The organism is Marinobacter sp. Arc7-DN-1 (genome assembly GCF_003441595.1).
In the GTDB taxonomy this organism is placed as follows: domain Bacteria; phylum Pseudomonadota; class Gammaproteobacteria; order Pseudomonadales; family Oleiphilaceae; genus Marinobacter; species Marinobacter metalliresistant.
Genome location: NZ_CP031848.1, coordinates 3656888 through 3679987 on the forward strand (window position 1 = coordinate 3656888; position 23100 = coordinate 3679987).

A 23100-nucleotide genomic window follows, 5' to 3' on the forward strand; every position below is an offset into this window, starting at 1 on the left:
CTGGCCGTCAGGCCTGCTCCGGCTCGTGAATAATTTCCTCGATGAAGTCGAGAATGGCAGCCAGGCTTCGGTCGTCGAGTTTTTTCAGAACCTTGTGAACGACCATTTTGCTTCCCTTGAGCATGCTGCCGATGCCCATTTTTGCCATGCCCATCATCATGCTGCTCGCGTGCAGTCGCCGAAGCGGCTCAAGGAAAAAGAAATCCAGACCTTCTTCGGTCATCTCCACGATCAGGTTGAAGAGTTTGTCGATCGCTTCCTTGTCGGCCCTGCCTCGTTCGCGAAGTTCGCCGACGGTATACAGGGCACGGGTTCGCAGCCCGTCGGGGATCGGCGCCACAATGTGACTCTGTTGCTTCAGCATGACAGTTCCTGTTGTTGTATGCTCTTGAAAGGGAAAGCAAAGAATTAAATTCAGACTGCGTCATAGTGTAGGGACCGGAAATCGTAAGCCATTGGCCAGACCGGTTCGGAACTACCGTCACATCAGTGATATCCGGAGGCATTGAACCCGCGTGCATGTACTTGTTGTTCACGATTACGGCCCTTTGGGGAAGATTTTGCTGGAGCGCCTGCGGGAAACGCACCTGCACGTCAGTCCGTTGCTCGTCAGTGACCCCGCCAATGCAGATCTGGACGCCCTGGAAAACTGGATTCCCGAGGATACCGACCTGATCATAAATGCGCTCTGGATGGCGAACCCTGAAGTCGCCGAAAAGGATCCTGAGGGAGCCCGCATGGCGGCATTTTCATTGCCGGTAGCAATGGCCGGGTTTGCCCATGGTCGTGGTATGGCGCTGCTCCAGCTGTCCTCATGCTATGTCTTCGATGGCCGAAAGCAAAGCGGCTACATCACCTCCAACCCGGGCCAGCCGGTCAACGAACTGGGTAACTGGCAGTGGGAGTGCGAGCAGGCGTTGCGCACGCTGCTGCCGAGACACATTATTCTGCGAACCGGCTGGAGCCTGGCGCGGTTCATCCGGAAGATGCAGGTCAGTACTGCGGCAGGCGAGACTCTGTCACTGCCCGGGCGGTGCCGCGGCCAGCCTGTTGCGGTTCGTGATCTTGCGCGGGTGATAACGGCAATGGTGCTTCAGATCGATTGCGGTGCCGAAGTATGGGGCACCTATCAGTATGCCGGTGCCGAGGAAATCAACCTGTACGAGCTTGGGCTCGCGATCGCCGGGCTTCCGGGTATTCCCGAGGGTATCCGGGTAGTCGATGAGGTGCCCGGCTGGGGACATCTTGAGCCAGTGAACACCACACTGATCTGCACCAAGATCCGAAATACTTTCGGTATCAAGCAGCTGCCCTGGCGCTCCGGGTTGGTGGATGAGCTGTCGATGCTGAAACAGACCAATGGCAGGGAAGTGACCGGCGAGCCCGCCGGATAACTCCCGGGCGGGCTCTGCTTTGCCTGAGCTTAGGGATTAGACTGCCGTGAGAACTCGCGGGTAACCAACTGCAGGGCCTCGACGTCCAGTAGTTCAACCTCCCGGCCTCGGGCCTTGATAATTCCCTGATTCTGGAATCGTGTGAACACCCGGCTGACGGTTTCTACAGCCAGCCCGAGGAAGTTGGCAATATCGTTCCGCGCCATCGGCAAGCTGAAGTTGGTGGGGGACATGCGCCGGCGCTGGAATCGGCTGGACAGTGACAGCAGCAGGGCAGCAATGCGCTCCTCGGCTGTGTTCTTGCTCAGCAGCATCGCGAGCTGATGGCTGTTCTGGATTTCCTGGCTCATCAGGTGAAACATGTGGTGCTGCAAATCCGGCAGCTTGCCGGTCAGCTCCTCCAGTTTATCCACCGGAAACTCGCACACGCTGGTTCTCTCCAGGGCTTTGGCTGTGCAGGCGTAGTTCTCGCTACTCATGCTGTCGAGGCCGACCAGCTCACCGGGCATGAAGAACCCGGTGACCTGCTCCTCACCACCTTCGGTAATGATTGACGTCTTGATCGATCCGCTTTTTACCGCAAAGCAGGAGCGAAAGGGCGCGCTCTGGTCAAAGATGTGTTCGCCGCGACTGAAAATCCGCCCTTGCTGGACGATATCTTCCAGTCTGTCCAGGTCGTTCTCTGCAATGGCCAGGGGCAGGCACAGGTTGCTCAGGCTGCACTGGTGGCAGGACGCCTTCAGGGGAAATGCCTGACGAAACGGAATTGCTTGAGCCATACGTAATGATCCGTCCGATTTGATTCATATCAACAATGTACCTTAATACGGATGACTGTCTTTGCCAATGATCAAGCGGGATGGTCTTAGAATTTATTTTTTTAAAAAAAGGGCCCAAGGGCCCTTGCAAGAGAGGATTTACAGTTTCTCAAAGACCAGCGAGGCGTTGGTGCCGCCAAAACCAAAGCTGTTGGACATCACGGTGCCCAGGTCTGCCTCGCGGCCTTCAGGGCCCACCAGTGGAATATCGCCGATTTTCTCATCCACATTGACCAGGTTTGCGGTGCCGGCCATGAAACCATTCTGCAGCATCAGCAGCGAGTAAATTGCCTCCTGCGCGCCGGCAGCGCCCAGGGAATGCCCGGACAGTGACTTGGTTGAGGAAATGGCAGGAATGTCGGATCCGAAGGTGGCACGTACCGCGCCCATTTCAGCCACATCGCCTACCGGGGTACTGGTGCCGTGGGCGTTGATGTAGTCGACCTTGCCACGGATCGTGGCCATGGCCTGTTTCATACAGCGCTGTGCGCCCTCGCCGGAGGGGGCTACCATGTCGTAGCCATCAGAGGTGGCGCCATAGCCTGTCAGCTCGGCAATAATATTGGCGCCCCGTTTCTTCGCATGTTCCAGTTCTTCCAGAACCACCATGCCGCCACCGCCGGCGATCACGAACCCGTCCCGGCCGTTATCGAAGGGGCGGGAAGCCGTTTCCGGCGCTTCGTTGTATTTGGTGGAGAGGGCTCCCATGGCGTCGAACATCATGGTCAGGCTCCAGTCTTCTTCCTCGCCACCACCGGCGAACACGATGTCCTGCTTGCCGGCCTGGATCTGCTCCATAGCGTGGCCAATGCAGTGGGCGCTGGTGGCACAGGCAGACGACATGGAATAGTTTACGCCCCGGATCCTGTAGGCGGTGGCCAGGCAGGCTGACACCGTGCTGGTCATGATGCGCGGCACCATGTAAGGCCCAATACGCTTGACGCCTTTTGCACGCATGATATCCGTGGCTTCAACCTGGCTGGAACAGGACGCACCACCGGAACCGGCAATCAGGCCGGTGCGGTCGTTGGAGATCAGATCTCCGGTAAGGCCCGCCTGGGCAATGGCCTGTTCCATGGCGAGATAGCTGTACATGGCGGAAGGGCCCATGAAGCGGCGGATCTTGCGGTCGATAACGGATGTGTCTACGTCCACAGAGCCGGCAATCTGGCTGCGGAAGCCCATTTCCTTGTAGGTTTCGTTGAAGCGAATGCCAGACTTTCCGTTTTTCAGGCTGTCCCTGACCTCATCCAGTGAGTTGCCGAGGCAGGAAACGATGCCCATACCGGTGACGACGACGCGTCTCATAAATTCCTCCTTCCCGGCCGGCCGAAATGGCCGACCTTGCGATCAATTACGTTATCTAACAGTCTAGGCGCTTTGGGCCGAATGCGATATTTGACCTTGGTAAGGGGGCGGTTAGCTGGTTGCCTCCCGGGCTTCACGCTCAACCATCTCCGGTGTTTCCAGAGAGATACGCCCCAGCGTTCCGGCCCTGAATTCGTTGAGTAAAACCTCTGACACCTTGTGCAGATCCGGAACGCCACCCCGACCGAAAAACCGACGTTTTGCGGCAATACCATCCATCAGTCCCAGACCGTCTTTCGGCAGCTCCTCAAAACCGTAGCGGGCCTTGACCAGCTCCGGGTAGGCCTCGAGCAGGTAGTCCGCCTCGAACATGGCAACGTCCTCGAAATCCAGCACCGAGCTTCGAATGGCGCCGGTGATCGCCAGGCGGTATCCGCAGGCTTCCGGAGACAGCTTGGGCCAGAGGAAGCCGGGGGTGTCGTACAGAAGGATGTTGTCGGGCAGCTTGATGGCCTGCTGCGCCCTTGTGACCGCCGGCTCGTTCCCGGTTTTGGCTGCGGGCCGTCCCGCCAGGGTATTGATCAGGGTGGACTTGCCGACATTGGGAATGCCCAGGATCATCACCCGCAATGCGCTTTTCTGGCGATCGTGATCTGGCGTCATTTCCTCGGCAAGCTTGAGGATGGACAACGCCTCGGTGCGTTGATTGTGAGTGAGGGTAATGGCACGCACCCCACGCTCTTTCTCGAGCCAGACCAGCCACCGCTCGGTGATCTCCGGGTCTGCCAGGTCGCGCTTGTTCAATACCTTGATCAGCGGCGTTTCGCCACGCAGGGCCGGCACCAGCGGGTTTTCGCTGCTGAAAGGAATCCGCGCATCCACCACCTCAATGATGAGATCCATCTGCGGCATCACCTGTTTGATCTCCTTGCGGGCCTTGTGCATGTGCCCTGGAAACCAGTTAATTGCCATCTTTTCTGCTCCGGCTGTCTGTAATCGGCGCCATTATGAAGGGGAATGACTAAACTTTCACATTTGTTTGAATGCCCGTGTGTGGCGGTTTGTGGCGGGGGATAGTGAGAAGTATGTACAAAAACAGGGCTGATCGGGGTGAAAAACCGCGTGCGGATGTTTTAGGGTGTAGGGCCTGAACGACGAAACCAATGTATGTCGGTGGTATTCACGTTGTGACCACCCTGTTAACGGAGAACTTTATGAAGCTTGTAAAACTGTTTGGTACTGCTCTGGTCGCCCTGAGCCTTTCGGTTCCCGCCATGGCCCAACAAGCCGCTGGTGGACAGCCAGACCAGGTTGATCAGCTGGCGCAAATGGTGGGCCTGTCCGGGGATCAGCAAACGGAGATCCGCGCCATCATCGACGAGATGCAGGGTGAGATCGGCGAGCTCCGTCAGGAAGCCCGTGCGCTGCAGCAGCAGATGCAGGGTGAGATCAAATCCGATTTTGATGAGGCCGCCATTCGCGAGCACGCCGAAAAACTGGGCGATGTCACCGGCGAAATTGCGGCCTTGTCCACGCTGATGCAGGCCAAGGTAGACAATGTGTTTACCCAGGAACAGCGTGACGAGCTCGATAAGCGCATGCAGCAGATGCAGCAACAAATGCAGCAGCGCCAGATGATGCAGCAGCAGGGCCAGGGTATGCAGTGATCTAGCTTCCCGCTAGCTGTTCTGGAGAAGGGCCGCATCTTTGGGTGTGGCCTTTTTTATTTGTAGCCTGTCACGCCAGCTCCTGAACCAGGAAGGCCAGGAGCCAAAGCCAGACTCAACACCCGAACCATTTTCTGGCAGGTATACCAAGTGTCCATGGACAACTGCTCTGCCGGTTCAGACGAGTGCAGAGTGTGCCATAAACCTCAGTGAACCGTGACCTTTGAGGATGCTTCTTCCAGGGAATCAATCAGCCGCTTCAGGCGCTTGCTCATTTCGGCGCTCTCGGCAAGCTGGATCACCATGTTCTGGGTGGTTTCGCGGATACCCTGAACATTGGCCAGGACACCGTCGGTGCCGGCGGTCTGTTCAGCGGACACATTGGCGATCTCCTGGTTAGTCTGATCAATCCGGCTGACCACCTCGTTGATGGCCTCAAGGGCGCGGAGGCCTTCCTCGGAGTCCTCGACGCAGCGGCTGGCACCCTCGGAGCTTCCGGTCATCCGGTTCACGGCGGTACTCATGGCATTGAGCAACCGATCGATGGTGCCCTGAATCTGATCGGTGGAGTCCTGAACCCGCTGCGCCAGATTGCGCACTTCGTCTGCCACTACCGCGAACCCGCGGCCCTGTTCACCGGCCCGGGCCGCCTCGATGGCGGCATTCAGAGCCAGCAGGTTGGTCTGCTCGGCAATACCCCGGATCTCGGTAATGGCGTGACTGATTTCGTGACTGTTCTCGGCCAGGGCCTCGACACTGCTGGCGGAATCGCGCACCACATCGGCCAGTTTGCGGATGCTGTCTGCACTCTGGCCGACACGCTTGCTGCCGTCACGGGCGGTGTCCCGGGCCTCGTGGGACAGGGTTTTGGCGATCCCGGCCTGTTCGGCAATACCAGTGAAGCTCTGCAGCATGGTTCCGATGACGTCTGCGGAGCGGTCGGCGTCTGCCTGCTGTCGGCTCAGATCGTCCCGGCGGGCTTCGGCAGCCGCGGTCAGTTCCCGGACTTCACTGTGCAGGCGATCAATGGCTTCCTTCATGCTCTTTACAACGCCCACGGTACGGTCCTGCATGGCATTGAAGGCGCTGGCCATTTCGCCGATTTCGTCAGTGGAATCCACATCGGCCCGTTGGCTCAGGTTGCCAGAGGCCTGTACCTCCACCATGGTATTTTTCAGGCGATTCACATGGCGTTCTATAAAGGAGATCAGTAACTGGGAGCCGGCCATTTCGAGCGCCATGAGAACCGCGACCACCAGCGCGAATCCCGGCGCCGTTTCGGAAAACACGTCATTAAGGGCTTTGCCGGTTTGTCCTGCAATGGTGTGCATGGCATAGAGCACCAGCAGGCAAAGCACTGCAAAAACGACAATATTCAGCAACCAGAATTTGTACTTCAGCCGGGCATTTCGCAGCAGTTTCAGCATGGGCGTTCTCAGTCGACGGCCTTCACCGGAATCTGCATGGCTTTGGAGGCCTGGGGGACTTCCTGTAAGGCGAGACCAAGATTGTTTTTATCGAAGACTCTATCGGCACGGTAACTGGAGCGGACCATGGGGCCGGACGGCACTTCCATGAAGCCTTTTTCCAGACCGATCTCGCGGTAGCGGTTGAACTCTTCGGGCGTGACGTAGCGTTCCACCGGCAGGTGGTTCGGGGTAGGACGAAGGTACTGGCCCAGGGTCAGGATATCCACGCCAATGGCCCGCAGGTCGTCCATGGTTTCCAGGATTTCTTTCTCGGTTTCGCCCAGGCCCAGCATCAGGCTGGTCTTGGTAAGCACATCCGGCCGGTGCTTCTTGGCGTGTTCCAGTACGCTCAGGGTTTTCTCATAACCGGCGCGGCGGTCCCGCACGTGGCTGGTCAGGCGTTTCACGGTTTCCACATTCTGGGCGAAGACATCCAGCCCGGAATCCACCACTTTCTCAACATCCGACATCACCGCGTCAAAATCCGGAGTCAGTGCTTCCACAGCCACTTCCGGGGTGCGCTGCTTGATGGCGGATACGCAGGCGGCATAGTGCGCGGCACCACCGTCGTCCAGATCGTCCCGGTCCACTGAGGTGAGCACGATGTAGCGAAGGCCCATCAGCTCCACCGACCTGGCGGTATTCTCCGGCTCTTCCACATCCAGCCAGCCCTTCGGGTTGCCGGTATCCACTGCGCAGAATTTGCAGGCCCGGGTACATACCGATCCCATCACCATGATCGTGGCGGTCCCGGCGGTCCAGCACTCGCCGATGTTGGGGCAATGGGATTCCTGGCAAACGGTGCTCAGGCGATGCTCACCGACGTTCTTGCGAACCGCCTCATAGCGTTCGCCTCCGGGCATGCGTGCCCTCAGCCATTTCGGCTTGCGCTCCACCGGTGTGGCTTCCTGCTTTGATGACCGCTTGACGCCATCCTTGATGGCTGAAAAACCATGCTCGTTGCGGAATTTGGAACCACTGGTAATGCGGGGCTTTGCGCTGTCGCTCATTGCAACCGGACTCTCATAAAGGCTTGGGGAACACTAAAGAGTAATGGGCTGGCGGGGGAGTTACAAGGCAGGTACGGGCAATCACGGGGATACCGGGCACGACATTGGTCGTACCCGGTTGATCGTCATCAAGCCTGGGCTTTGTCCAGGGCCTGGGTGATGTCGGCAATGATGTCGTCGACATGCTCGATGCCGATAGACAGTCGCACCAGGTCCTCGCTCACGCCGGCACTTTTCAGTTCCTCCGGGTTCAGCTGGCGATGGGTTGTGGTGGCCGGGTGACAGGCCAGGGATTTGGCGTCGCCAATGTTCACCAGGCGCAGGATCAGATCCAGCGCATCGATGAATCTGGCACCGGCTTCCCGGCCACCCTTGATGCCAAAGCTCAGGATGCCGGAGGCCTTGCCGCCACAGATCTTGTCGCAGGTGGCCTTGTAGGGGCTGTTGGACAGAGTCGCGTAGTTCACCCATTCCACCGATGGATGGTTCTGCAGGAAGCTGGCCACTTTCTCCGCGTTCTCGCAGTGGCGTTCCATGCGCAGCGCCAGTGTTTCCAGACCCTGCATGATCAGGAAGGCGTTGAACGGCGCCAGGGCTGCACCGGTGTTGCGCAGCGGCACTACACGGCAGCGGCCGATAAAGGCGGCGGCGCCGAGGGCGTCGGTATAGACCACGCCATGGTAGGACGGATCCGGCTCGTTCAGCATCGGGAACTTGGCGGCGTTGGCTTTCCAGTCGAATTGGCCGGAGTCGACCACGACCCCCGCCACAGTCGTGCCGTGACCGCCGATGTACTTGGTAAGAGAATGGATAACGATATCCGCGCCATGCTCAAAGGGGCGACACAGGAACGGCGTGGCGACAGTGTTGTCCACCATCAGCGGAATGCCGTGCGTGTGGGCGATCTCGGCCCAGCGCTGGATATCCACCACATTGCCAGCCGGGTTGCCGATGGACTCGCAGAACAGGGCGCGGGTGTTGTCATCAATCGCCTTTTCCACGGCATCGAAATCATCATGAGGTACCATTCGGCACTCAATGCCCTGATTGGGCAGGGAATGGGCGAACAGGTTGTAGGTGCCGCCATACAGTTGGCTGGTGCTGACAATGTTGTTGCCAACCTTGCAGATGGTTTGCAGGGCGTAGGTAATGGCGGCCATGCCAGAGGCCACGGCCAGGGCGCCAACGCCGCCTTCCAGTTCGGCCATCCGCTGTTCAAGAACCGCATTGGTGGGGTTCATGATGCGGGTATAGATGTTGCCCTGAACCTTCAGGTCAAACAGATCGGCACCGTGCTGGGTGTCATCGAAGGTGTAGGACGTGGTCTGGTAGATCGGCGTGGTGGCGGCCCGGGTAGTGGGGTCGCTCTTGAAGCCGGCATGCAGGGCGAGCGTCTCGAATTTCATAGTAACTTCCTTGCGAACGGGGAGTTGGCGTTATTGGATCCGGGCTTCAGTATGCCACAGAGAATGTGCCGGGAGGACCGTTCCCGGAGCCGAAAACAGCGCCAAAGACGGCTTTCAGCCGCGCCAGAAGTGAGGAGAAAGCAGCACCAGAACGCTCAGCAACTCCAGCCGCCCAAGCAGCATGACCACCATCAGAACCCACTTGGCGGCATCCGGCAACGACTGGAAATTTCCGGCCGGGCCAATGGTATCGCCCAGCCCGGGGCCAACGTTGGCCAGTGCAGTGGCGGCGCCGGTGAGGCTGGTGACCAGATCCAGGCCCAATGCCGCGAGCACGGCAGAGGCGAGGGCGAGAGTCGCGAGAAAGATGAAAGAGAAGGCGACTGAAGAGGCAATAATCTCGTCACTGATGACCCGGCCATTATAACGCCGTCCCATGGCGGCTCTGGGGTGGAGCAACCGGATCATCTGCTCCCTGAGCAGAAGCATTGAAAGCTGGAAGCGGAACATCTTCATGCCGCCACTGGTGGAGCCGGAGCATCCGCCGACAAAGGTCAGGAAGAAAAAGATCACTATCACCAGCGGCCCCCAGAGCATATAGTCCTCACTGGCGTAGCCGGTGGTGGTGACCACAGAGGTTACGTTGAACAGGGCATGAACAAAGGCCTCCGCCACCGGTGCGCCTGCGGTCACCACCCGGTAAAGCGTGATAATGAGCGCGGCAATGAGAAGGAACTGCAGGAAAAAATGAACCTGTTTGTCCCTCAGCAGTGGCGTGTAGTGACCATTCAGCAGCCTCACAAAAAGGAAGAACGGAATGCCGCCAAGGGCCATAAAGAGCGAGGAGGCGAGGAAGATCAGGGAGTTGTCAAACTGGCCCATGGAGCTGTCAGAAGTGGAATAGCCTCCGGTTGAGACAGTTGTGAGTGCGTGATTGACGGCATTGAAAAGATCCATGCCCAGCAACCAGTAAACGCCGATGCAGCTCAGGGTGATCGCGAGGTAACTGAAGACAAGCCCCCGGGCAAGCCGGTTGGTGCGGGGCACGGCTTTTTCGGTCCACTCGGAGGATTCGGTGGCAAACAGGCGCATACCCCCGATACGCAGGAAAGGCAGAATCGCCACGGCCATCCCGATGATACCTATCCCCCCCATCCACTGCATGAGTGAGCGCCAGAGAAGAATGTCGGCCGGCATGTCGTCGAGCCCGGTCAGTATCGTTGAGCCGGTGGTTGTAATGCCGGAAATACTCTCAAAAAAAGCGTCAGTGACCGATAGGCCCAGATCGCTGAAAAGAAGCGGCAGGCTGGAAAAGAAAGGGATGATAACCCAGGCGGAAACGGTCAGGAGGAACATCTCCCGCTGTTTCAGCCCGTGGCGTTTTCTGTCGGTTACCATGAAGCAAAGGAAACCCACCCCAAAACAGATCAGTGCCGAGGTAACGAATGCTTGCTGATCCGGCGTTTCTCCAAGAACAAGCAGGTTAACGGGTAAGGTGATCAGAAAACTGAGCAAAATCAGCAAAAAGCCGACGATCTGAACAATCGGAAGAACTCTCACCGGGGGTAGGATCCTTGCGCGCCACAACAACGGGCGAAGCATAGCACGAGAACCCGGAACGGTTTGAAGGTTCAGGCGCCAAATGCAGTGCCGGTCTGGTGGCTGGCCGGGCGAAGTCAAAATAATGCAAAATATTGTGACCATTCTAACGAATGACTTTTTTATTTACATATATTGTTAGCCCCCCAACCTAAAGAAACGGATTTTCCCTGCTTGGAGCACAGCCTACGCAGGTTTCTGACGCCCAGGACCGAATCCGGGGCACGTGGCGCAAATACACGGCCACCAAGCTACCCCCCCCGGGAGCAGGAGCTTGTGGCCGAAGCGGAGGTGCTGTTCCGGAAGGCGGACCCGGCAATCGCTGAGGTAGACCAGTTGCTCCAGGGTTTTTCCGGCTCGCAAGCCCGGGATCTTGGCAGCCAGGGGCGAGAAGGGGCGGGAATCCCTGATTCGCCTGTCCCACGAAATCCAGCAGGTGGCAGAGAAAATCCGTTCCCTGGAAAACAAGAGCACGGATATACGGCGCGTGGTGGATGTCATCACGGAGATTGCGGATCAGACCAACCTTCTTGCGCTGAATGCGGCCATAGAAGCCGCCAGGGCGGGGGAGCATGGCCGGGGGTTTTCCGTCGTGGCTGACGAAGTGCGTTCTCTGGCGCAACGAACACAAGCGTCTACCTCCGAGATCCGGGAGGTTATCGAAAGCCTGGTGGGTGAAAGCCAGCAAACGGCAACGGTTATGCAGGCCGGACTGCAGCAGGTGGAAGACAATCGGGTGCTGAGCGAACAGGTAGCGCAGTCTCTCAATGATATTGGGGATGCGATTGACCATATCACGCGAATGGGAGAACAGATCGCCAGCGCTGCTGCCGCGCGAGAGAAGGGCGGCGCTTTGTGAGCGTTGTGGTACAACCGCCGGCAAAACCAAAAAAAGGGCTACGACGTAAATCGTAGCCCTTTGAATCTTGGTAGCAAGGGGCGGAGTCGAACCGCCGACCCCAGCATTATGAGTGCTGTGCTCTAACCAACTGAGCTACCTTGCCATTTCGCTTTGGGCATCGCCCCAAACAAGGCGCGTATTTTCAGTATTTGGGCTCTTTCTGTCAAGGCTTCGGGCCCAGTTTTTCCTGAAAAGTTACACGTTGAAGCGGAAGTGGATGACGTCGCCGTCCTTCACGATGTATTCCTTGCCTTCCAGGCGCCATTTGCCGGCATCCTTGGCGCCGGCTTCGCCGTTGTACTTCACGAAGTCGTCGTAGCTCACCACCTCAGCACGGATAAAACCGCGCTCAAAATCGGTGTGGATCACACCGGCGGCCTGGGGCGCGGTGGCGCCGATTTTGACGGTCCAGGCGCGGACTTCCTTTACTCCGGCGGTAAAGTAGGTCTGCAGGCCCAGGAGGCCGTAGCCGGCGCGAATCACCCGGTCCAGGCCGGGCTCTTCCATGCCCATTTCATCCAGGAACATGGCTTTCTCGTCGTCTTCCAGTTCGGAAATCTCGGCTTCCAGCTTGTTGCAGATGGGCACTACCACCGCGTTCTCGGATTCGGCGATCTTGCGCACGGTATCCAGGTGCGGGTTGTTCTCGAAGCCGTCTTCGTTCACGTTGGCGATGTACATGGTGGGCTTGACGGTAAGCAGGCACAGCTCGCGAACCAGCGCCATCTGGTCCTTGTCCAGGTTCATGCTGCGCACCGGCTTGCCTTCGTTCAGCACCGGCAGGAGTTTTTCGAACATCTCGAGCTGGGCCTTGGCTTCCTTGTCTCCGCTCTTGGCCACACGCTGTACCCGCTTGATGGCCTTTTCCACGGTTTCCAGATCGGCCAGGGCCAGTTCGGTGTTGATCACCTCAATATCCGATGCGGGATCGACTTTGTTGGCCACATGAATAACGTTGCCGTCTTCGAAACAGCGGACTACGTGGGCAATGGCGTCGGTCTGGCGGATGTTGGCCAGGAACTGGTTGCCCAGACCTTCACCTTTGGACGCGCCTGCTACCAGGCCGGCGATGTCGACGAACTCCATGGTGGTTGGCACAACGCGCTCGGGCTTTACGATCTCGGCCAGTTTGTTCAGACGCGGGTCCGGCATGGCGACTACACCGGCGTTGGGCTCGATGGTGCAGAAGGGGAAGTTTTCCGCACCTATGCCGGATTTGGTGAGCGCGTTGAACAGGGTGGATTTGCCGACGTTGGGAAGGCCGACGATGCCGCAGTTAAATCCCATGGAATGCCTCTGCTGGTACTGGAAAATTTGGCCGGATTATACCGGTGTATGGGGGTGTAAGCGAGTAAGGGGGTGTGTCAGGGAGCCGGTTTGAAGCCGTGCAGGCGGTTCATGGCGGCGGCAAGTTTGCCGTTGGCTGCATCGGGCAGTACCCGCATGATTTCATCCGTTACGGCGTTCAGTTGCTCGGTTTCCTGTTTACCCAGGCGGCCGAGAACATAACCGGTTACCTTGCGGCTGTCGCCGGGGTGGCCAATGCCGATGCGCAATCTCTGGAATTCGTTGGTGCCCAGGTGGGCAATGGTGTCCCGCAGGCCGTTATGCCCGCCGTGGCCGCCGCCTTTCTTGAGTTTGGCGGTGCCTGGTGGCAGATCAAGCTCGTCGTGGGCAACCAGAATCTGTTGGGGCTGAATCTTGAAGAAGTCTGCCAGCGCTTTGATGGCCAGGCCGCTACGATTCATAAAGGTGGTGGGATTCAGGAGATGCAGGTCGAGGCCCTGCCACTGAATGCGGGCGTAAAGCCCGTGGTACTTCTTCTCTGGGCGGAGCGCCTGGCCCGCGGAACGGGCCAGGGCTTCGACAAACAGGGCGCCGGCGTTATGGCGGGTATTCTCGTAGTCGGCCCCGGGATTTCCCAGGCCAACCACCATGACAATATCCTGCGCCATTCGCCGTTGCCCTCGTCAGTACAGGAGTCATTACTCCTTGTCTTCGCCTTCTTCACCTTCTTCGCCGTCTTCGGCCTCATCAACCTTGGCGCCGCGCGGCTTGTGGATAGCCACTACAGGCAGGTCGTGATCTTCACCCTGAAGCAGAGCGGCAATCTTGACGTCTTTCGGCAGTTTCAGGTCGCTCAGGTGAACTACCTGATCCATTTCCACGGTAGCCATGTCCACTTCGACGAACTCGGGCAGGTTCTGCGGCAGACAGATCACTTCCACTTCGGTGATCTGGTGGTTCGCTACGCCGCCCTGAAGCTTGATGGCCGGTGCGCTTTCTTCATTGATGAAGTGCAGCGGAACGTTTACGTGGATCTCGTGATCCTTGTCGACGCGCAGGAAGTCAGCGTGGGTCAGCAGTGGCTTGTAGGGGTGACGCTGCAGATCCTTCAGGATCACGCTTTCTTTCTTGCCATTCAGTTCGACGGTCAGAACGTGAGAGAAGAATGCTTCGTTTTCCAGAGCCTTTTTCAGCTCGTTGTGCCAGATGGAAACCGCAGTTGCGCCTTTTCCGCCACCATAGATGATGGCCGGAATTTTACGCTCCTCACGACGCAGGCGGCGGCTCGCACCTCTCCCCTGATCGTCGCGAGGAAATGCTTCGATAACAAATTCCTGAGACATGGTATTAACCTCAATCGTCACCTGAACTGCCCGCGACCAGGCGTTGGATCAGGTGATGTTTCTGAAAAGCCGGGTTTTCCGGCTGAGTAAAAGAGTCGGGAGCCTGTGTAGGCTCCCGACCCGGCAACTACCTGTTATGCCTGAAAAATATGGCCAGATGACCGTTCAGACATTCTCGAACATGGCGCTGATGGACTCTTCGTTGCTTACGCGGCGAATAGACTCCGCAAGCAGCCCGGCCATTCCGAGGACGCGGATTCTATCACAATTCTTCGCTTTGTCACCCAGCGGGATGGTATCGCAGACCACCAGTTCGTCCAGTTGGGACGCATTGATGTTATCAACGGCCGGACCGGAGAGTACAGGGTGGGTGCTGTAGGCAACCACTTTGGCAGCTCCGTGCTCTTTCAGGGCGTTGGCAGCCTTGCACAGGGTACCGGCGGTATCAATGATGTCGTCCACCAGGATGCAGGTCTTGTCCTTTACATCACCGATGATGTGCATGACCTGCGAGACGTTGGCTTTCGGGCGACGTTTGTCGATGATGGCCAGATCGGCGTCGTCCAGTTTCTTGGCGACGGCGCGGGCGCGAACGACGCCGCCAACATCCGGAGAGACCACCACGAAGTTCTCGAAACGCTGCTTGAAGATGTCATCAAGCATCACCGGCGTGGCATAGATGTTGTCTACCGGGATGTCAAAGAAGCCCTGGATCTGGTCGGCGTGCAGGTCGACGGTCAGAACCCGGTCAACACCGATGCTGGAGATCATGTCGGCTACCACCTTGGCGCTGATGGCAACGCGGGTAGAGCGAACCCGGCGATCCTGGCGGGCGTATCCATAGTACGGGATAACGGCAGTGACACGTGTTGCGGAGGCACGGCGAAGTGCGTCGGCCATCACGATCAGTTCCATCAGGTTATCGTTGGTGGGGTAGCAGGTCGGCTGGATGATGAACACATCATGGCCGCGGACATTCTCATTGATCTCGACGGTGGTTTCGCCGTCGCTGAAGCGGCCTACCGTGGCCTGACCCATGGGAATGTGGAGTTTCTGGGCGATGGCTCTGGCAAGCTCGGGGTTGGCATTGCCGGCAAAAATCATCAGTTTGGACACGACGGCATCCTTCTCAGTATCGGGGTTTGATTCAGAAGAAGCGGGAGAAAGGTGGCTGGGGTGGCAGGATTCGAACCTGCGCATGACGGGATCAAAACCCGTTGCCTTACCACTTGGCGACACCCCAGTATCGTGCTTTTTTGGCATCATTTCAGCTCTGTTAGCTTTTTGTGCAGAGGTGAACTGTTCACCCCTTTAGCTACGAACCCCGTGACGCCGGAGGGTTTGCTTTCCCAGATGATCCGGGCTGCGGATTCTGTCGGGAAACGTCCAAATATGCAAGCCCCGGTTCCGGTTAATCTTGCAGGTCCGAATTGTGAAAGCCATTCCAGGCTCTGGTTGACCTCAGGATACAGTTTGCGAACTACATCCTCACAGTCGTTTCGGTACCTCGAGGCGTCTCCCTCAAAAGCGGGCGCTATTCTGATTCTCGGGGTGTTCCTTGTCAACCCTTGCTCGGAAAAAATCTTGCCCGTGTTTATGTTACAGGCAGGTTTGATAACGACGAACCAGTCTTCCGGTGGATTCGCGTTGGTCAGCTTTTCACCAACGCCCTCGCCAAAGGCGGCGTGGCCACGAACAAACACTGGCACATCGGCGCCCAGGGTCAGGCCAATATCGGCCAGTTCATCGATGCCGAGGCGCAGGCTCCAGAGGTGGTTGAGTCCGAGCAGTGTGGTCGCAGCGTTGGAGCTGCCGCCGCCGAGGCCTCCGCCCATGGGCAGCCGTTTGGTAATGCGAATGTTAACGCCGGGCAGTTCTTCGCGGTTGCGCTCCATAAGGGCTTTGGCGGCGCGAATGACCAGGTTGTCGTCATCGGGTACGCCGGGGACAGACTCCTCAAGCCTTGCGCCGGGCCGTTCAGGGGTAGGGGTGAAGGTGAGGTCGTCGCCGTAATCGAGAAACTGGAACAGGGTCTGCAGCTCGTGGTAGCCGTCTGGCCGGCGCCCGACAATGTGCAGAAACAGGTTCAGTTTGGCGGGCGAGGGCAGGGTGATGCCGAGGCTCACAGCGCCTGCTCCTGCCAGTCGGAGACCACCAGCCTCACCCGTTTGTCTTCTTTCAGGGCGGTGATGCGGGCGGGCAGTGCCGGGTAGCTGGCAAGAAAGTCCCGCCAGCGGTCGTAGCGGATCTCCCAGCCGTCTTGCCGGATGATCGCCAGGCTGCCTTGTTCATCAAACAGCAGGCGGTAATCGCTGCCGGGTGAGGGCAAGCCGCGGATCCACCAGGTCAGGTTCTCCAGGGGCAGCTGCCAGCCGGTGGCCGCTTCCACCAGGGACTCCGGTTCGCCAGAGCGGTAGGTGTCGCCATTGGGGAGTGTAAGCTCAATAAAGCCGGGGACGCCTTTGAGTCTGGTGCTGCCCATGCCCAGAAACGATGAGGACAGGGCCAGGTCGTAGGCCTGGCCGTCCTGAATCCAGTGGTTGATGATGGCGGTGCCGCTGTCCGATGGCTGGCGGACCGCCAGTTTGCCGGAGAGCTTCCAGTGATCCAGTTGCCCGAGACTGGCCGAGCGGGCCGTCCAGTTCGCAGGTGGCTGGTCTGTCATCCCTTCCGGCAGGGGTTCGAGCTGAATGGTGGTACAGGCGCCGAGGGTGGCGAGCATGAGGAGTGCCGCCAGGGTTCGGACAAGTTTCATTACTGCTCACCACCACGTGTCAGCCGGTCTATGGTTTCATTGAGTACTTCGTGATTGGGGTCCTGATCAAGGCCTTTCTGCCAGATGATCCTGGCCTGGTCCTCGGCCCCGCTCATCCACAGGGCCTCACCGTAATGGGCGGCTACTTCCGGATCCGGATAGGCGGCCCAGGCGCGGGACAGGTGCTCGAGCGCAGGCCTGATCTGCCCCTCAAGGAGCAGGATCCAGCCCATGCTGTCGAGAATGGCCGGATTCCCCGGGTCCAGTGACAGTGCCTTCTCGATGTAACCGCGGGCCTCTCTCAGTCGGTCGGTACGTGTGCTCAGGATGTAGCCGAGGGCGTTCAGGGCAACGGCGTTTTCAGGGTCCTGCTCAACAATCCGCTTCAGATCGGCCTCGGCATCAGCGGCCCGGTCAAGTGTGTCGTAAAGCATGGCGCGGGCGTAGCGGATCTGGAGGTTGTCGGGGTGTTCCTCCAGGGCTTCCGTTGCTGTGCTCAGTGCCTCTTGCCGCTGTCCTTCGCCGAGGAGCAGGTTTACCTCCAGCAACCAGAAGTTTTCGGCCTGTCTGGGGTTGGCGTCCCGGAGTCTCCGGATTCTGTCGACGGCGTCATCCAACTGTCCGTTTTCGGCAAGCAGTGAGCTGGCGCGGGCGAGTGCGGGGAAGTAGTAATTGCCCTGTTCAACGCTCTGGTAGTAGCCAATGGCCTGTTCGGTGTTGCCGGCCTGGTCTTCAATGCGGCCCAGGTAATAGTTGGCTTCGCTGCCATGTTGGCCCTGTTCTGTCAGCTGTGTCAGTTCTTGCCTGGCCAGATCCGTTTGCCCGTTTTCCAGGGCGACCAGTGCGTGGGAAAGCCGGAGGCCCGGGGTGTCCGGGTACTGCTGCACCAGGCGACTGAATTCGTCCTGGGCGGCCTGCAGTTCGCCTTCATTGATCAGCATCCGGCCATAGAGCGTGCCCATCTGTCGGTTGCCGGGAAAGCGCCGGGTATTTGCCAGGAGGTAGTCGAGGGCGCTGCCTTTCTCGCCGGTCTGATAGAGCAGATCAGCTCTAAGGATGATCGCCGGCTGGAAGTTGGGGTTTTCTTCCAGCAGCGGCTCCAGCCGGTCCAGTGCCTGTTCCGGTTGCCCCGTGATCTTGAGCAGCAGCGCGATGCTGTAATCAAGCTCAGGGGTGTTGGGGCGGCGTAGGGACATATCTTCATATAAAGAGAGCAGTTCCTGCTGTTGTTTCGGCGGCAGGTTGGTGGCCATGGCCGCCAGGCTGTCGAAATCGGCATCGCCGCCCCGGTCCATGATTTGTTCCATGTGGTGCAGGGCCGTTTGGAGGTCATTGCTCTTCACTGCCTGGATAGCGGAAATCCGGTGAGCCTGCAGGCTGTCCGGGTCAACCTCCAGCCACAGGTCGGCCAGCTGTTTCTGGGCGTTGTCGCCGTTCAGGGACTGGGCAATCCGCATGGCGCGTTGGATCACGCCTGGGTCCCGGGACTGTTTGGCGGCCTTGACGTAATTCACCAGGGTAATGTCATAGCGGCCGCGCTGGGCTGCAATTTCGGCGGACAGAAGCAGATAAAGCGTTTCCGGCTCGAAGTCTGCGTATTCCACCGGCGGCGGTGCATCCGCTTTTTTGTCGGCAGTAGCTGTTTCTTTCGGGGCGGGCATTTCCTCGGTGCCGGTGAAGCTGGCACAGCCTGCCAGTGTCAGGCCAAGCAGGCAGGTAACCAGGAACGGTACGGATTTGTGCATGCAACTTCCCATGATCTGTCGAAAACGCATCAGAAATAACCACTCTCCGGCCCCTTTTTTTGAGGTAGATCGGGTTCCGGCCTCGGCCGAGCCCCTATAATGGCATAAGCGCCTGATCTTGCCCAACCTGTCCGCACTTGCCGAAGCTGCAGCGGTTTTGGGTGGCAGCTCCGGCCTCTGGCCGTTAAAATGGCTGGTAATTGCGCGTATTTCACCGCTCATCGGCAAAAAGGTTGTACAACCACGAAATGGCACTGGTAACGCTGGGAATCAATCATCGCACGGCCCCTGTTGAATTGCGGGAGCGGGTGGCGTTTACGCCCGAGCGCATGGCGGAGGCGTTTGCGGAACTCCGGGCGACCTCCGGTGCCAGCGAGGCGGCCATCCTTTCCACCTGCAACCGCACCGAACTTTACCTGGCTGGTGATGACGATTGCGCCCCCATGGTACTTCGCTGGCTGGCCGGGTTTCATGATCTGGACGCCGCCGAGCTTGAAGAAGTGCTGTATGTGCATCGTGACGGCGACGCGGTACGGCATATGATGCGTGTGGCGGCCGGCCTTGACTCCATGGTGCTGGGCGAGCCGCAGATTCTCGGGCAGCTCAAGGATGCCTACTCCCTGGCCCGGGAGAACGGCGCCAGTGGTTCCTTCCTCTCCCGGTTGTTCGAGCACACCTTTTCTGTGGCAAAGCGCGTGCGTACCCAGACGGCCATTGGCGAGAACCCCGTTTCTGTGGCCTATGCGGCCGTGAGCATGGCTCACCATATCTTTGCGGACATGTCCCACAACAAGGCGTTGCTGATTGGCGCCGGCAAGACCATTGAGCTGGTGGCCCGCCACCTTGCGGATGCCGGAGTGAAAGATTTCCTGGTGGCCAACCGTACCTTGGAGCGGGCGCAGGCGCTGGCTGAATCCCGTGGCGGCAAGGGGATTGTCCTCTCCGAAATTCCGGACCACCTGGCCGATGTTGACATTATTATTTCTTCCACCGCGAGTCCGCTGCCGATCCTTGGCAAGGGCGCTGTTGAGCGTGCCCTGAAGAAGCGCAAGCACCGTCCCTATTTCATGGTGGATATTGCGGTGCCCCGGGATATCGAACCGGAAGTGGCCTCGCTGGCAGACGTCTATTTGTATACCGTCGATGACCTGCGCCAGGTCATCGAAGAAAACATCCGTTCCCGTGAGGGCGCTGCCCGGGAAGCGGAGAATCTGGTGGCTGCAGGGGTTCAGGATTTTCTGAACCAGCTGAGGGCACTGGATGCGGTGTCTACCCTCAAGCAGTTCCGTCAGCGCGCTGAAATACTGCGCGATGCCGAGACCGAAAAAGCCCTGCGCGCCCTGCGCAACGGAACAGACCCCGAGACCGTGCTGCGCAGCATGGCACGGGGGCTTACCAACAAACTCCTGCATGAACCTTCTGTTCAGGTTCGCAAGGCCACGACAGAAGGTCGGACCGAGGTGACAGAGTGGCTGCGTGAGTTGCACCAGCTGGATGCACTGGACGCGGACGCGACGACTACCCCGGAAAAACTATGAAGCCATCGATCCAGTCCCGCCTCGAGCAGCTTACAGAACGTTTCGAGGAAGTCAGCGCGTTGCTCAGCGATTCCTCCACCATCTCGCAGCAGGACAAATTCCGGGAGCTTTCCCGGGAGTTTGCCGAGATTGAGCCTGTTGTTCATTGCTTCCAGGCCTGGCAAGAGTCGCTCGATGATATCGAGGCTGCCAGAGAGCTGGCGAAAGATGGCGACGCAGACATGCGGGAGATGGCCGAGGAAGAGCTGAAACTCGCGCAGCAGAAAAACCAGGAGCTGGACGAGGAACTCCAGCGCCTGATGTTGCCGAAAGACCCCAATGACGGAAAGAACGTGTTCCTTGAGATCCGCGCTGGCACCGGCGGAGATGAGGCGGCCATTTTTGCCGGGGATCTGTTTAAAATGTATCTGCGCTATGCCGAGCGTCGCCGCTGGCAGGTTGAAGTGCTGAACGAGAGTGAGGGCGAGCACGGCGGGTACAAGGAACTGATTGCCCGGGTCGCCGGCGACGGAGTCTACGGTGCCCTCAAGTTTGAGTCCGGTGCTCACCGGGTGCAGCGGGTGCCGGAAACGGAATCACAGGGCCGTATCCATACCTCGGCCTGCACGGTGGCGGTAATGCCAGAGGCCGATGAGGCCGAGGCCATCCAGATCAACAAAACGGATCTGCGGGTGGACACCTTCCGCTCGTCAGGCGCGGGTGGTCAGCACGTGAACAAGACCGACTCTGCCATCCGGATAACCCACCTGCCCACCGGCATTGTGGTGGAGTGCCAGGAAGAGCGTTCGCAGCACAAAAACCGGGCCAAGGCCATGAGTCTGCTGGCATCCCGGCTGCAGAATGCGGAGACTGAGCGACAGCAAAAGACCATGGCTGAAACCCGCAAAAGCCTTGTTGGCAGCGGGGACCGCTCAGAGCGTATCCGTACCTACAACTTCCCTCAGGGCCGGGTAACGGACCACCGGATTAATCTGACGCTCTACAAACTCGATGAAGTGATTGCCGGTGATCTGGATGCGGTGATTGTGCCGTTGCAGCAGGAGCACCAGGCGGAACTGCTCGCCTCCCTCGCCGATGACCAGTAAACCCTCACTGACCTGTGAAGCACTTATAAATCAGGCTGCTGATCGCATCAACAGTGATTCTCCAAGGCTGGATGCCGAGCTGCTGTTAAGCCACATCACCGGGCTTGGCCGGACCAGCTTCCGGGCCTGGCCGGAGCGCGAAGTCACTGAATCACAAGCTGAGACATTCGAAGCGCTGGTGGCAGAGCGCGTTGCCGGCACGCCGGTGGCCTACCTGCTGGGACACCAGGAGTTCTGGTCGCTGCCACTGAAAGTAAGTGCTTCCACCCTGATTCCCCGGCCGGATACCGAATGCCTGGTGGAGACCGCCCTGGGTTTACCGTTACCGGAACAGGCCCGGGTTCTGGATCTTGGTACCGGTACGGGCGCCATTGCATTGGCTCTGGCCAGTGAACACCCGGGCTGGCGGATAACGGCGTGCGATGAGGTGGACGAGGCGGTGGAGCTGGCACGGGAAAATAGCAGATTGCTGGCTTTGCCGGTTTCGGTGGTTAACAGTTCCTGGTTCTCGCAGCTGGAGCCCGCCCGTTTTGACCTGATTGTCTCCAATCCACCCTATATACCGGGCAGCGACCCTCATCTGGGTGAAGGCGATGTGCGTTTCGAGCCGGCCTCGGCTCTGGTTTCTGGTACTGATGGTCTGGATGATCTCCGGTTGATTGTGACACAGTCGCCGGACTGGCTGGTTGAAGGTGGCTGGTTGTTGGTGGAGCATGGTTTTGATCAGGCCGGGCCGGTGGCGGCGCTGTTCCGTGATCGGGGCTTCGCCGAGGTGCGAGGCCTGCAGGACTATGGCCGCCGGGACCGGATGACCCTGGGGAAATGGCGTTCGGCTGCCGGGGCGAACGGCTCCGCTTCCAACAACGGAGATGCAGATGCTCAGTGACGACGAACTATTGCGCTACAGCCGGCAAATCCTGATGCCGCGGTTCGATATTGCCGGCCAGGAAAGGCTGAAATCCGCCCGGGTGCTGGTGGTCGGCGCAGGCGGCCTGGGGTGCCCGGTTGGCCTCTACCTGGGCGCAGCCGGTGTGGGGCAGCTCAGCCTGGTGGATGATGACAACATCGAGCTGGCCAATCTCCAGCGCCAGATCGGTTTTGAGCAGAACCAGCTGGGCGAATCCAAGGCGGAAAGCCTGGCTGGCCGTATTCGCCGGATCAATCCGCTGGTGTCGGTGACTGCCCTGAATCAGCGCCTGGAGGGCGAGGAGCTGGCCAGGCAGGTTGAGGAAACGAGCCTGGTGGTGGACTGCAGCGATAACTTCAGCACCCGTTTTGCTCTCAATCGGGCCTGTGTGGCGGCGAAGGTGCCTCTGATTTCGGGTGCGGCCATTCGCGGTGAAGGGCAGCTTTCGGTGTTTGACAGCCGTCAGCAGAGCAGTCCCTGTTATCACTGCCTGTATCCGGAGCAGGGCAATGAGGATCTGACCTGTTCGGAGGCAGGGGTGATTGCGCCATTGGTGGGGATGATCGGTTCAGCCCAGGCCATGGAAGCCATCAAGGTGATATCTGGTGTGGGTACGCCTCTGGTTGGCCGGCTGTTGATTCTGGATGCCTGGGAGATGCAGTGGCGGGAAATGAAGCTGGTTCGGGATCCTTCCTGCCCTGTTTGCTCGGAGTAGCTCTGTGAGTTGAGCTGGCAGTCCAACTCTCGGGCTGCAGGGTCGGGGACGGCCTTCCCAAAACACGCTCCTTGCGGCACGTCCCTGTGACGCTTGGGCTCCGCCATCCATGGCTCCGCACAGTTTTGGGAAGGCCGTCCCCGACCCTGCGTC

22 protein-coding genes and 2 tRNA genes are annotated in these 23100 nt (G+C 58.9%); 7 read left to right on the forward strand and 17 right to left on the reverse strand.

The window, feature by feature from the left end:
- Positions 1-7: 7 nt before the first annotated feature.
- A complete protein-coding gene (locus tag D0851_RS17210; protein WP_117619723.1) occupies positions 8-364 on the reverse strand; it encodes a hypothetical protein in 357 nt (118 codons plus the stop codon).
- A 151-nt stretch (positions 365-515) separates the two neighbouring features.
- Here D0851_RS17210 and D0851_RS17215 point away from each other — a divergent pair, with 151 nt between their 5' ends.
- Positions 516-1394: an SDR family oxidoreductase gene (locus D0851_RS17215; protein ID WP_117619724.1), complete on the forward strand. Its 879-nt coding sequence runs from the start codon at positions 516-518 to the stop codon at positions 1392-1394.
- A 29-nt stretch (positions 1395-1423) separates the two neighbouring features.
- Here the strand turns inward: D0851_RS17215 and fnr are convergent, their stop codons facing one another.
- The 3 genes from fnr to ylqF form a co-directional block, all read right to left on the reverse strand.
- Complete coding sequence (gene fnr, locus D0851_RS17220; protein WP_117619725.1) at positions 1424-2173, reverse strand: fumarate/nitrate reduction transcriptional regulator Fnr; 750 nt, start codon at positions 2171-2173, stop codon at positions 1424-1426.
- A gap of 138 nt (positions 2174-2311) precedes the next feature.
- Positions 2312-3520 (reverse strand): beta-ketoacyl-ACP synthase I, encoded by a 1209-nt coding sequence (gene fabB / locus D0851_RS17225; protein ID WP_117619726.1) that lies wholly within the window; start codon positions 3518-3520, stop codon positions 2312-2314.
- A 111-nt stretch (positions 3521-3631) separates the two neighbouring features.
- Positions 3632-4492 carry a ribosome biogenesis GTPase YlqF gene (gene ylqF / locus D0851_RS17230; protein WP_117619727.1) on the reverse strand — a complete coding sequence of 287 codons (861 nt, stop codon included), beginning with the start codon at positions 4490-4492 and terminating at the stop codon, positions 3632-3634.
- A 242-nt stretch (positions 4493-4734) separates the two neighbouring features.
- Here ylqF and D0851_RS17235 point away from each other — a divergent pair, with 242 nt between their 5' ends.
- Positions 4735-5187 carry a Spy/CpxP family protein refolding chaperone gene (locus tag D0851_RS17235; RefSeq protein WP_227539338.1) on the forward strand — a complete coding sequence of 151 codons (453 nt, stop codon included), beginning with the start codon at positions 4735-4737 and terminating at the stop codon, positions 5185-5187.
- Between the two features lie 206 nt (positions 5188-5393).
- Here the strand turns inward: D0851_RS17235 and D0851_RS17240 are convergent, their stop codons facing one another.
- The 4 genes from D0851_RS17240 to D0851_RS17255 form a co-directional block, all read right to left on the reverse strand.
- Positions 5394-6614 carry a methyl-accepting chemotaxis protein gene (locus tag D0851_RS17240; RefSeq protein ID WP_117619729.1) on the reverse strand — a complete coding sequence of 407 codons (1221 nt, stop codon included), beginning with the start codon at positions 6612-6614 and terminating at the stop codon, positions 5394-5396.
- 8 nt (positions 6615-6622) lie between these two features.
- A complete protein-coding gene (gene lipA, locus D0851_RS17245) occupies positions 6623-7666 on the reverse strand; it encodes a lipoyl synthase (RefSeq protein WP_117619730.1) in 1044 nt (347 codons plus the stop codon).
- Positions 7667-7794: 128 nt separating this feature from the next.
- Positions 7795-9072, reverse strand: coding sequence for an O-acetylhomoserine aminocarboxypropyltransferase/cysteine synthase family protein (locus tag D0851_RS17250; RefSeq protein WP_117619731.1), 1278 nt, complete (start codon positions 9070-9072; stop codon positions 7795-7797).
- Between the two features lie 114 nt (positions 9073-9186).
- Positions 9187-10632 (reverse strand): TrkH family potassium uptake protein, encoded by a 1446-nt coding sequence (locus D0851_RS17255; protein ID WP_227539339.1) that lies wholly within the window; start codon positions 10630-10632, stop codon positions 9187-9189.
- Between the two features lie 412 nt (positions 10633-11044).
- Here D0851_RS17255 and D0851_RS17260 point away from each other — a divergent pair, with 412 nt between their 5' ends.
- On the forward strand, positions 11045-11530 hold the full coding sequence (locus D0851_RS17260) for a methyl-accepting chemotaxis protein (RefSeq protein WP_319922338.1): 486 nt from the start codon (positions 11045-11047) through the stop codon (positions 11528-11530).
- Positions 11531-11598: 68 nt separating this feature from the next.
- Here the strand turns inward: D0851_RS17260 and D0851_RS17265 are convergent.
- The 9 genes from D0851_RS17265 to D0851_RS17305 form a co-directional block, all read right to left on the reverse strand.
- A tRNA-Met gene (locus D0851_RS17265) sits at positions 11599-11675 on the reverse strand.
- 92 nt (positions 11676-11767) lie between these two features.
- Entirely contained in the window at positions 11768-12859 is a 1092-nt protein-coding gene (gene ychF / locus D0851_RS17270) for a redox-regulated ATPase YchF (protein ID WP_117619734.1), read from the reverse strand.
- Positions 12860-12936: 77 nt separating this feature from the next.
- The gene (pth, locus tag D0851_RS17275; protein WP_117619735.1) at positions 12937-13527 is read right to left on the reverse strand and encodes an aminoacyl-tRNA hydrolase; all 591 of its coding nucleotides are present in this window, start codon (positions 13525-13527) and stop codon (positions 12937-12939) included.
- A 30-nt stretch (positions 13528-13557) separates the two neighbouring features.
- The gene (locus tag D0851_RS17280; RefSeq protein ID WP_117619736.1) at positions 13558-14202 is read right to left on the reverse strand and encodes a 50S ribosomal protein L25/general stress protein Ctc; all 645 of its coding nucleotides are present in this window, start codon (positions 14200-14202) and stop codon (positions 13558-13560) included.
- A 165-nt stretch (positions 14203-14367) separates the two neighbouring features.
- Entirely contained in the window at positions 14368-15318 is a 951-nt protein-coding gene (locus tag D0851_RS17285) for a ribose-phosphate diphosphokinase (protein ID WP_117619737.1), read from the reverse strand.
- 52 nt (positions 15319-15370) lie between these two features.
- Positions 15371-15445 (reverse strand) — tRNA-Gln (locus D0851_RS17290).
- 19 nt (positions 15446-15464) lie between these two features.
- Complete coding sequence (gene ispE, locus D0851_RS17295; protein WP_117619738.1) at positions 15465-16328, reverse strand: 4-(cytidine 5'-diphospho)-2-C-methyl-D-erythritol kinase; 864 nt, start codon at positions 16326-16328, stop codon at positions 15465-15467.
- Positions 16325-16957, reverse strand: a complete 633-nt coding sequence (gene lolB, locus D0851_RS17300) for a lipoprotein insertase outer membrane protein LolB (protein WP_117619739.1) — start codon at positions 16955-16957, stop codon at positions 16325-16327. Before lolB ends, ispE begins: the two co-directional genes overlap by 4 nt.
- Entirely contained in the window at positions 16957-18702 is a 1746-nt protein-coding gene (locus tag D0851_RS17305; RefSeq protein WP_117620445.1) for a tetratricopeptide repeat protein, read from the reverse strand. The genes lolB and D0851_RS17305 overlap by 1 nt, the downstream gene beginning before the upstream one ends.
- Before the next feature lie 248 nt (positions 18703-18950).
- On the opposite strand from D0851_RS17305, the gene hemA reads away from it, so the two are divergent.
- Genes hemA through D0851_RS17325 form a run of 4 tightly spaced genes read left to right on the forward strand, consistent with a single transcriptional unit; the run spans position 18951 to position 22947 of the window.
- Positions 18951-20240 carry a glutamyl-tRNA reductase gene (hemA, locus tag D0851_RS17310; protein ID WP_117619740.1) on the forward strand — a complete coding sequence of 430 codons (1290 nt, stop codon included), beginning with the start codon at positions 18951-18953 and terminating at the stop codon, positions 20238-20240.
- A complete protein-coding gene (gene prfA / locus D0851_RS17315) occupies positions 20237-21325 on the forward strand; it encodes a peptide chain release factor 1 (RefSeq protein ID WP_117619741.1) in 1089 nt (362 codons plus the stop codon). The genes hemA and prfA overlap by 4 nt, the downstream gene beginning before the upstream one ends.
- On the forward strand, positions 21315-22211 hold the full coding sequence (prmC, locus tag D0851_RS17320; protein WP_117619742.1) for a peptide chain release factor N(5)-glutamine methyltransferase: 897 nt from the start codon (positions 21315-21317) through the stop codon (positions 22209-22211). Before prfA ends, prmC begins: the two co-directional genes overlap by 11 nt.
- Positions 22201-22947, forward strand: coding sequence for a molybdopterin-synthase adenylyltransferase MoeB (locus D0851_RS17325; RefSeq protein ID WP_117619743.1), 747 nt, complete (start codon positions 22201-22203; stop codon positions 22945-22947). Before prmC ends, D0851_RS17325 begins: the two co-directional genes overlap by 11 nt.
- The last annotated feature ends 153 nt before the right edge of the window (positions 22948-23100 follow it).

What these genes read in the sequence shown, in the direction of transcription:
- D0851_RS17210 (WP_117619723.1), bottom strand. Translation starts at nt 364, where the DNA reads ATGCTGAAGCAACAGAGTCACATTGTGGCGCCGATCCCCGACGGGCTG.
- fnr (WP_117619725.1), bottom strand. Translation starts at nt 2,173, where the DNA reads ATGGCTCAAGCAATTCCGTTTCGTCAGGCATTTCCCCTGAAGGCGTCC.
- fabB (WP_117619726.1), bottom strand. Translation starts at nt 3,520, where the DNA reads ATGAGACGCGTCGTCGTCACCGGTATGGGCATCGTTTCCTGCCTCGGC.
- ylqF (WP_117619727.1), bottom strand. Translation starts at nt 4,492, where the DNA reads ATGGCAATTAACTGGTTTCCAGGGCACATGCACAAGGCCCGCAAGGAG.
- D0851_RS17235 (WP_227539338.1), top strand. Translation starts at nt 4,735, where the DNA reads ATGAAGCTTGTAAAACTGTTTGGTACTGCTCTGGTCGCCCTGAGCCTT.
- D0851_RS17240 (WP_117619729.1), bottom strand. Translation starts at nt 6,614, where the DNA reads ATGCTGAAACTGCTGCGAAATGCCCGGCTGAAGTACAAATTCTGGTTG.
- lipA (WP_117619730.1), bottom strand. Translation starts at nt 7,666, where the DNA reads ATGAGCGACAGCGCAAAGCCCCGCATTACCAGTGGTTCCAAATTCCGC.
- D0851_RS17250 (WP_117619731.1), bottom strand. Translation starts at nt 9,072, where the DNA reads ATGAAATTCGAGACGCTCGCCCTGCATGCCGGCTTCAAGAGCGACCCC.
- ychF (WP_117619734.1), bottom strand. Translation starts at nt 12,859, where the DNA reads ATGGGATTTAACTGCGGCATCGTCGGCCTTCCCAACGTCGGCAAATCC.
- pth (WP_117619735.1), bottom strand. Translation starts at nt 13,527, where the DNA reads ATGGCGCAGGATATTGTCATGGTGGTTGGCCTGGGAAATCCCGGGGCC.
- D0851_RS17280 (WP_117619736.1), bottom strand. Translation starts at nt 14,202, where the DNA reads ATGTCTCAGGAATTTGTTATCGAAGCATTTCCTCGCGACGATCAGGGG.
- lolB (WP_117619739.1), bottom strand. Translation starts at nt 16,957, where the DNA reads ATGAAACTTGTCCGAACCCTGGCGGCACTCCTCATGCTCGCCACCCTC.
- D0851_RS17305 (WP_117620445.1), bottom strand. Translation starts at nt 18,702, where the DNA reads ATGCACAAATCCGTACCGTTCCTGGTTACCTGCCTGCTTGGCCTGACA.
- hemA (WP_117619740.1), top strand. Translation starts at nt 18,951, where the DNA reads ATGGCACTGGTAACGCTGGGAATCAATCATCGCACGGCCCCTGTTGAA.
- prfA (WP_117619741.1), top strand. Translation starts at nt 20,237, where the DNA reads ATGAAGCCATCGATCCAGTCCCGCCTCGAGCAGCTTACAGAACGTTTC.
- prmC (WP_117619742.1), top strand. Translation starts at nt 21,315, where the DNA reads ATGACCAGTAAACCCTCACTGACCTGTGAAGCACTTATAAATCAGGCT.
- D0851_RS17325 (WP_117619743.1), top strand. Translation starts at nt 22,201, where the DNA reads ATGCTCAGTGACGACGAACTATTGCGCTACAGCCGGCAAATCCTGATG.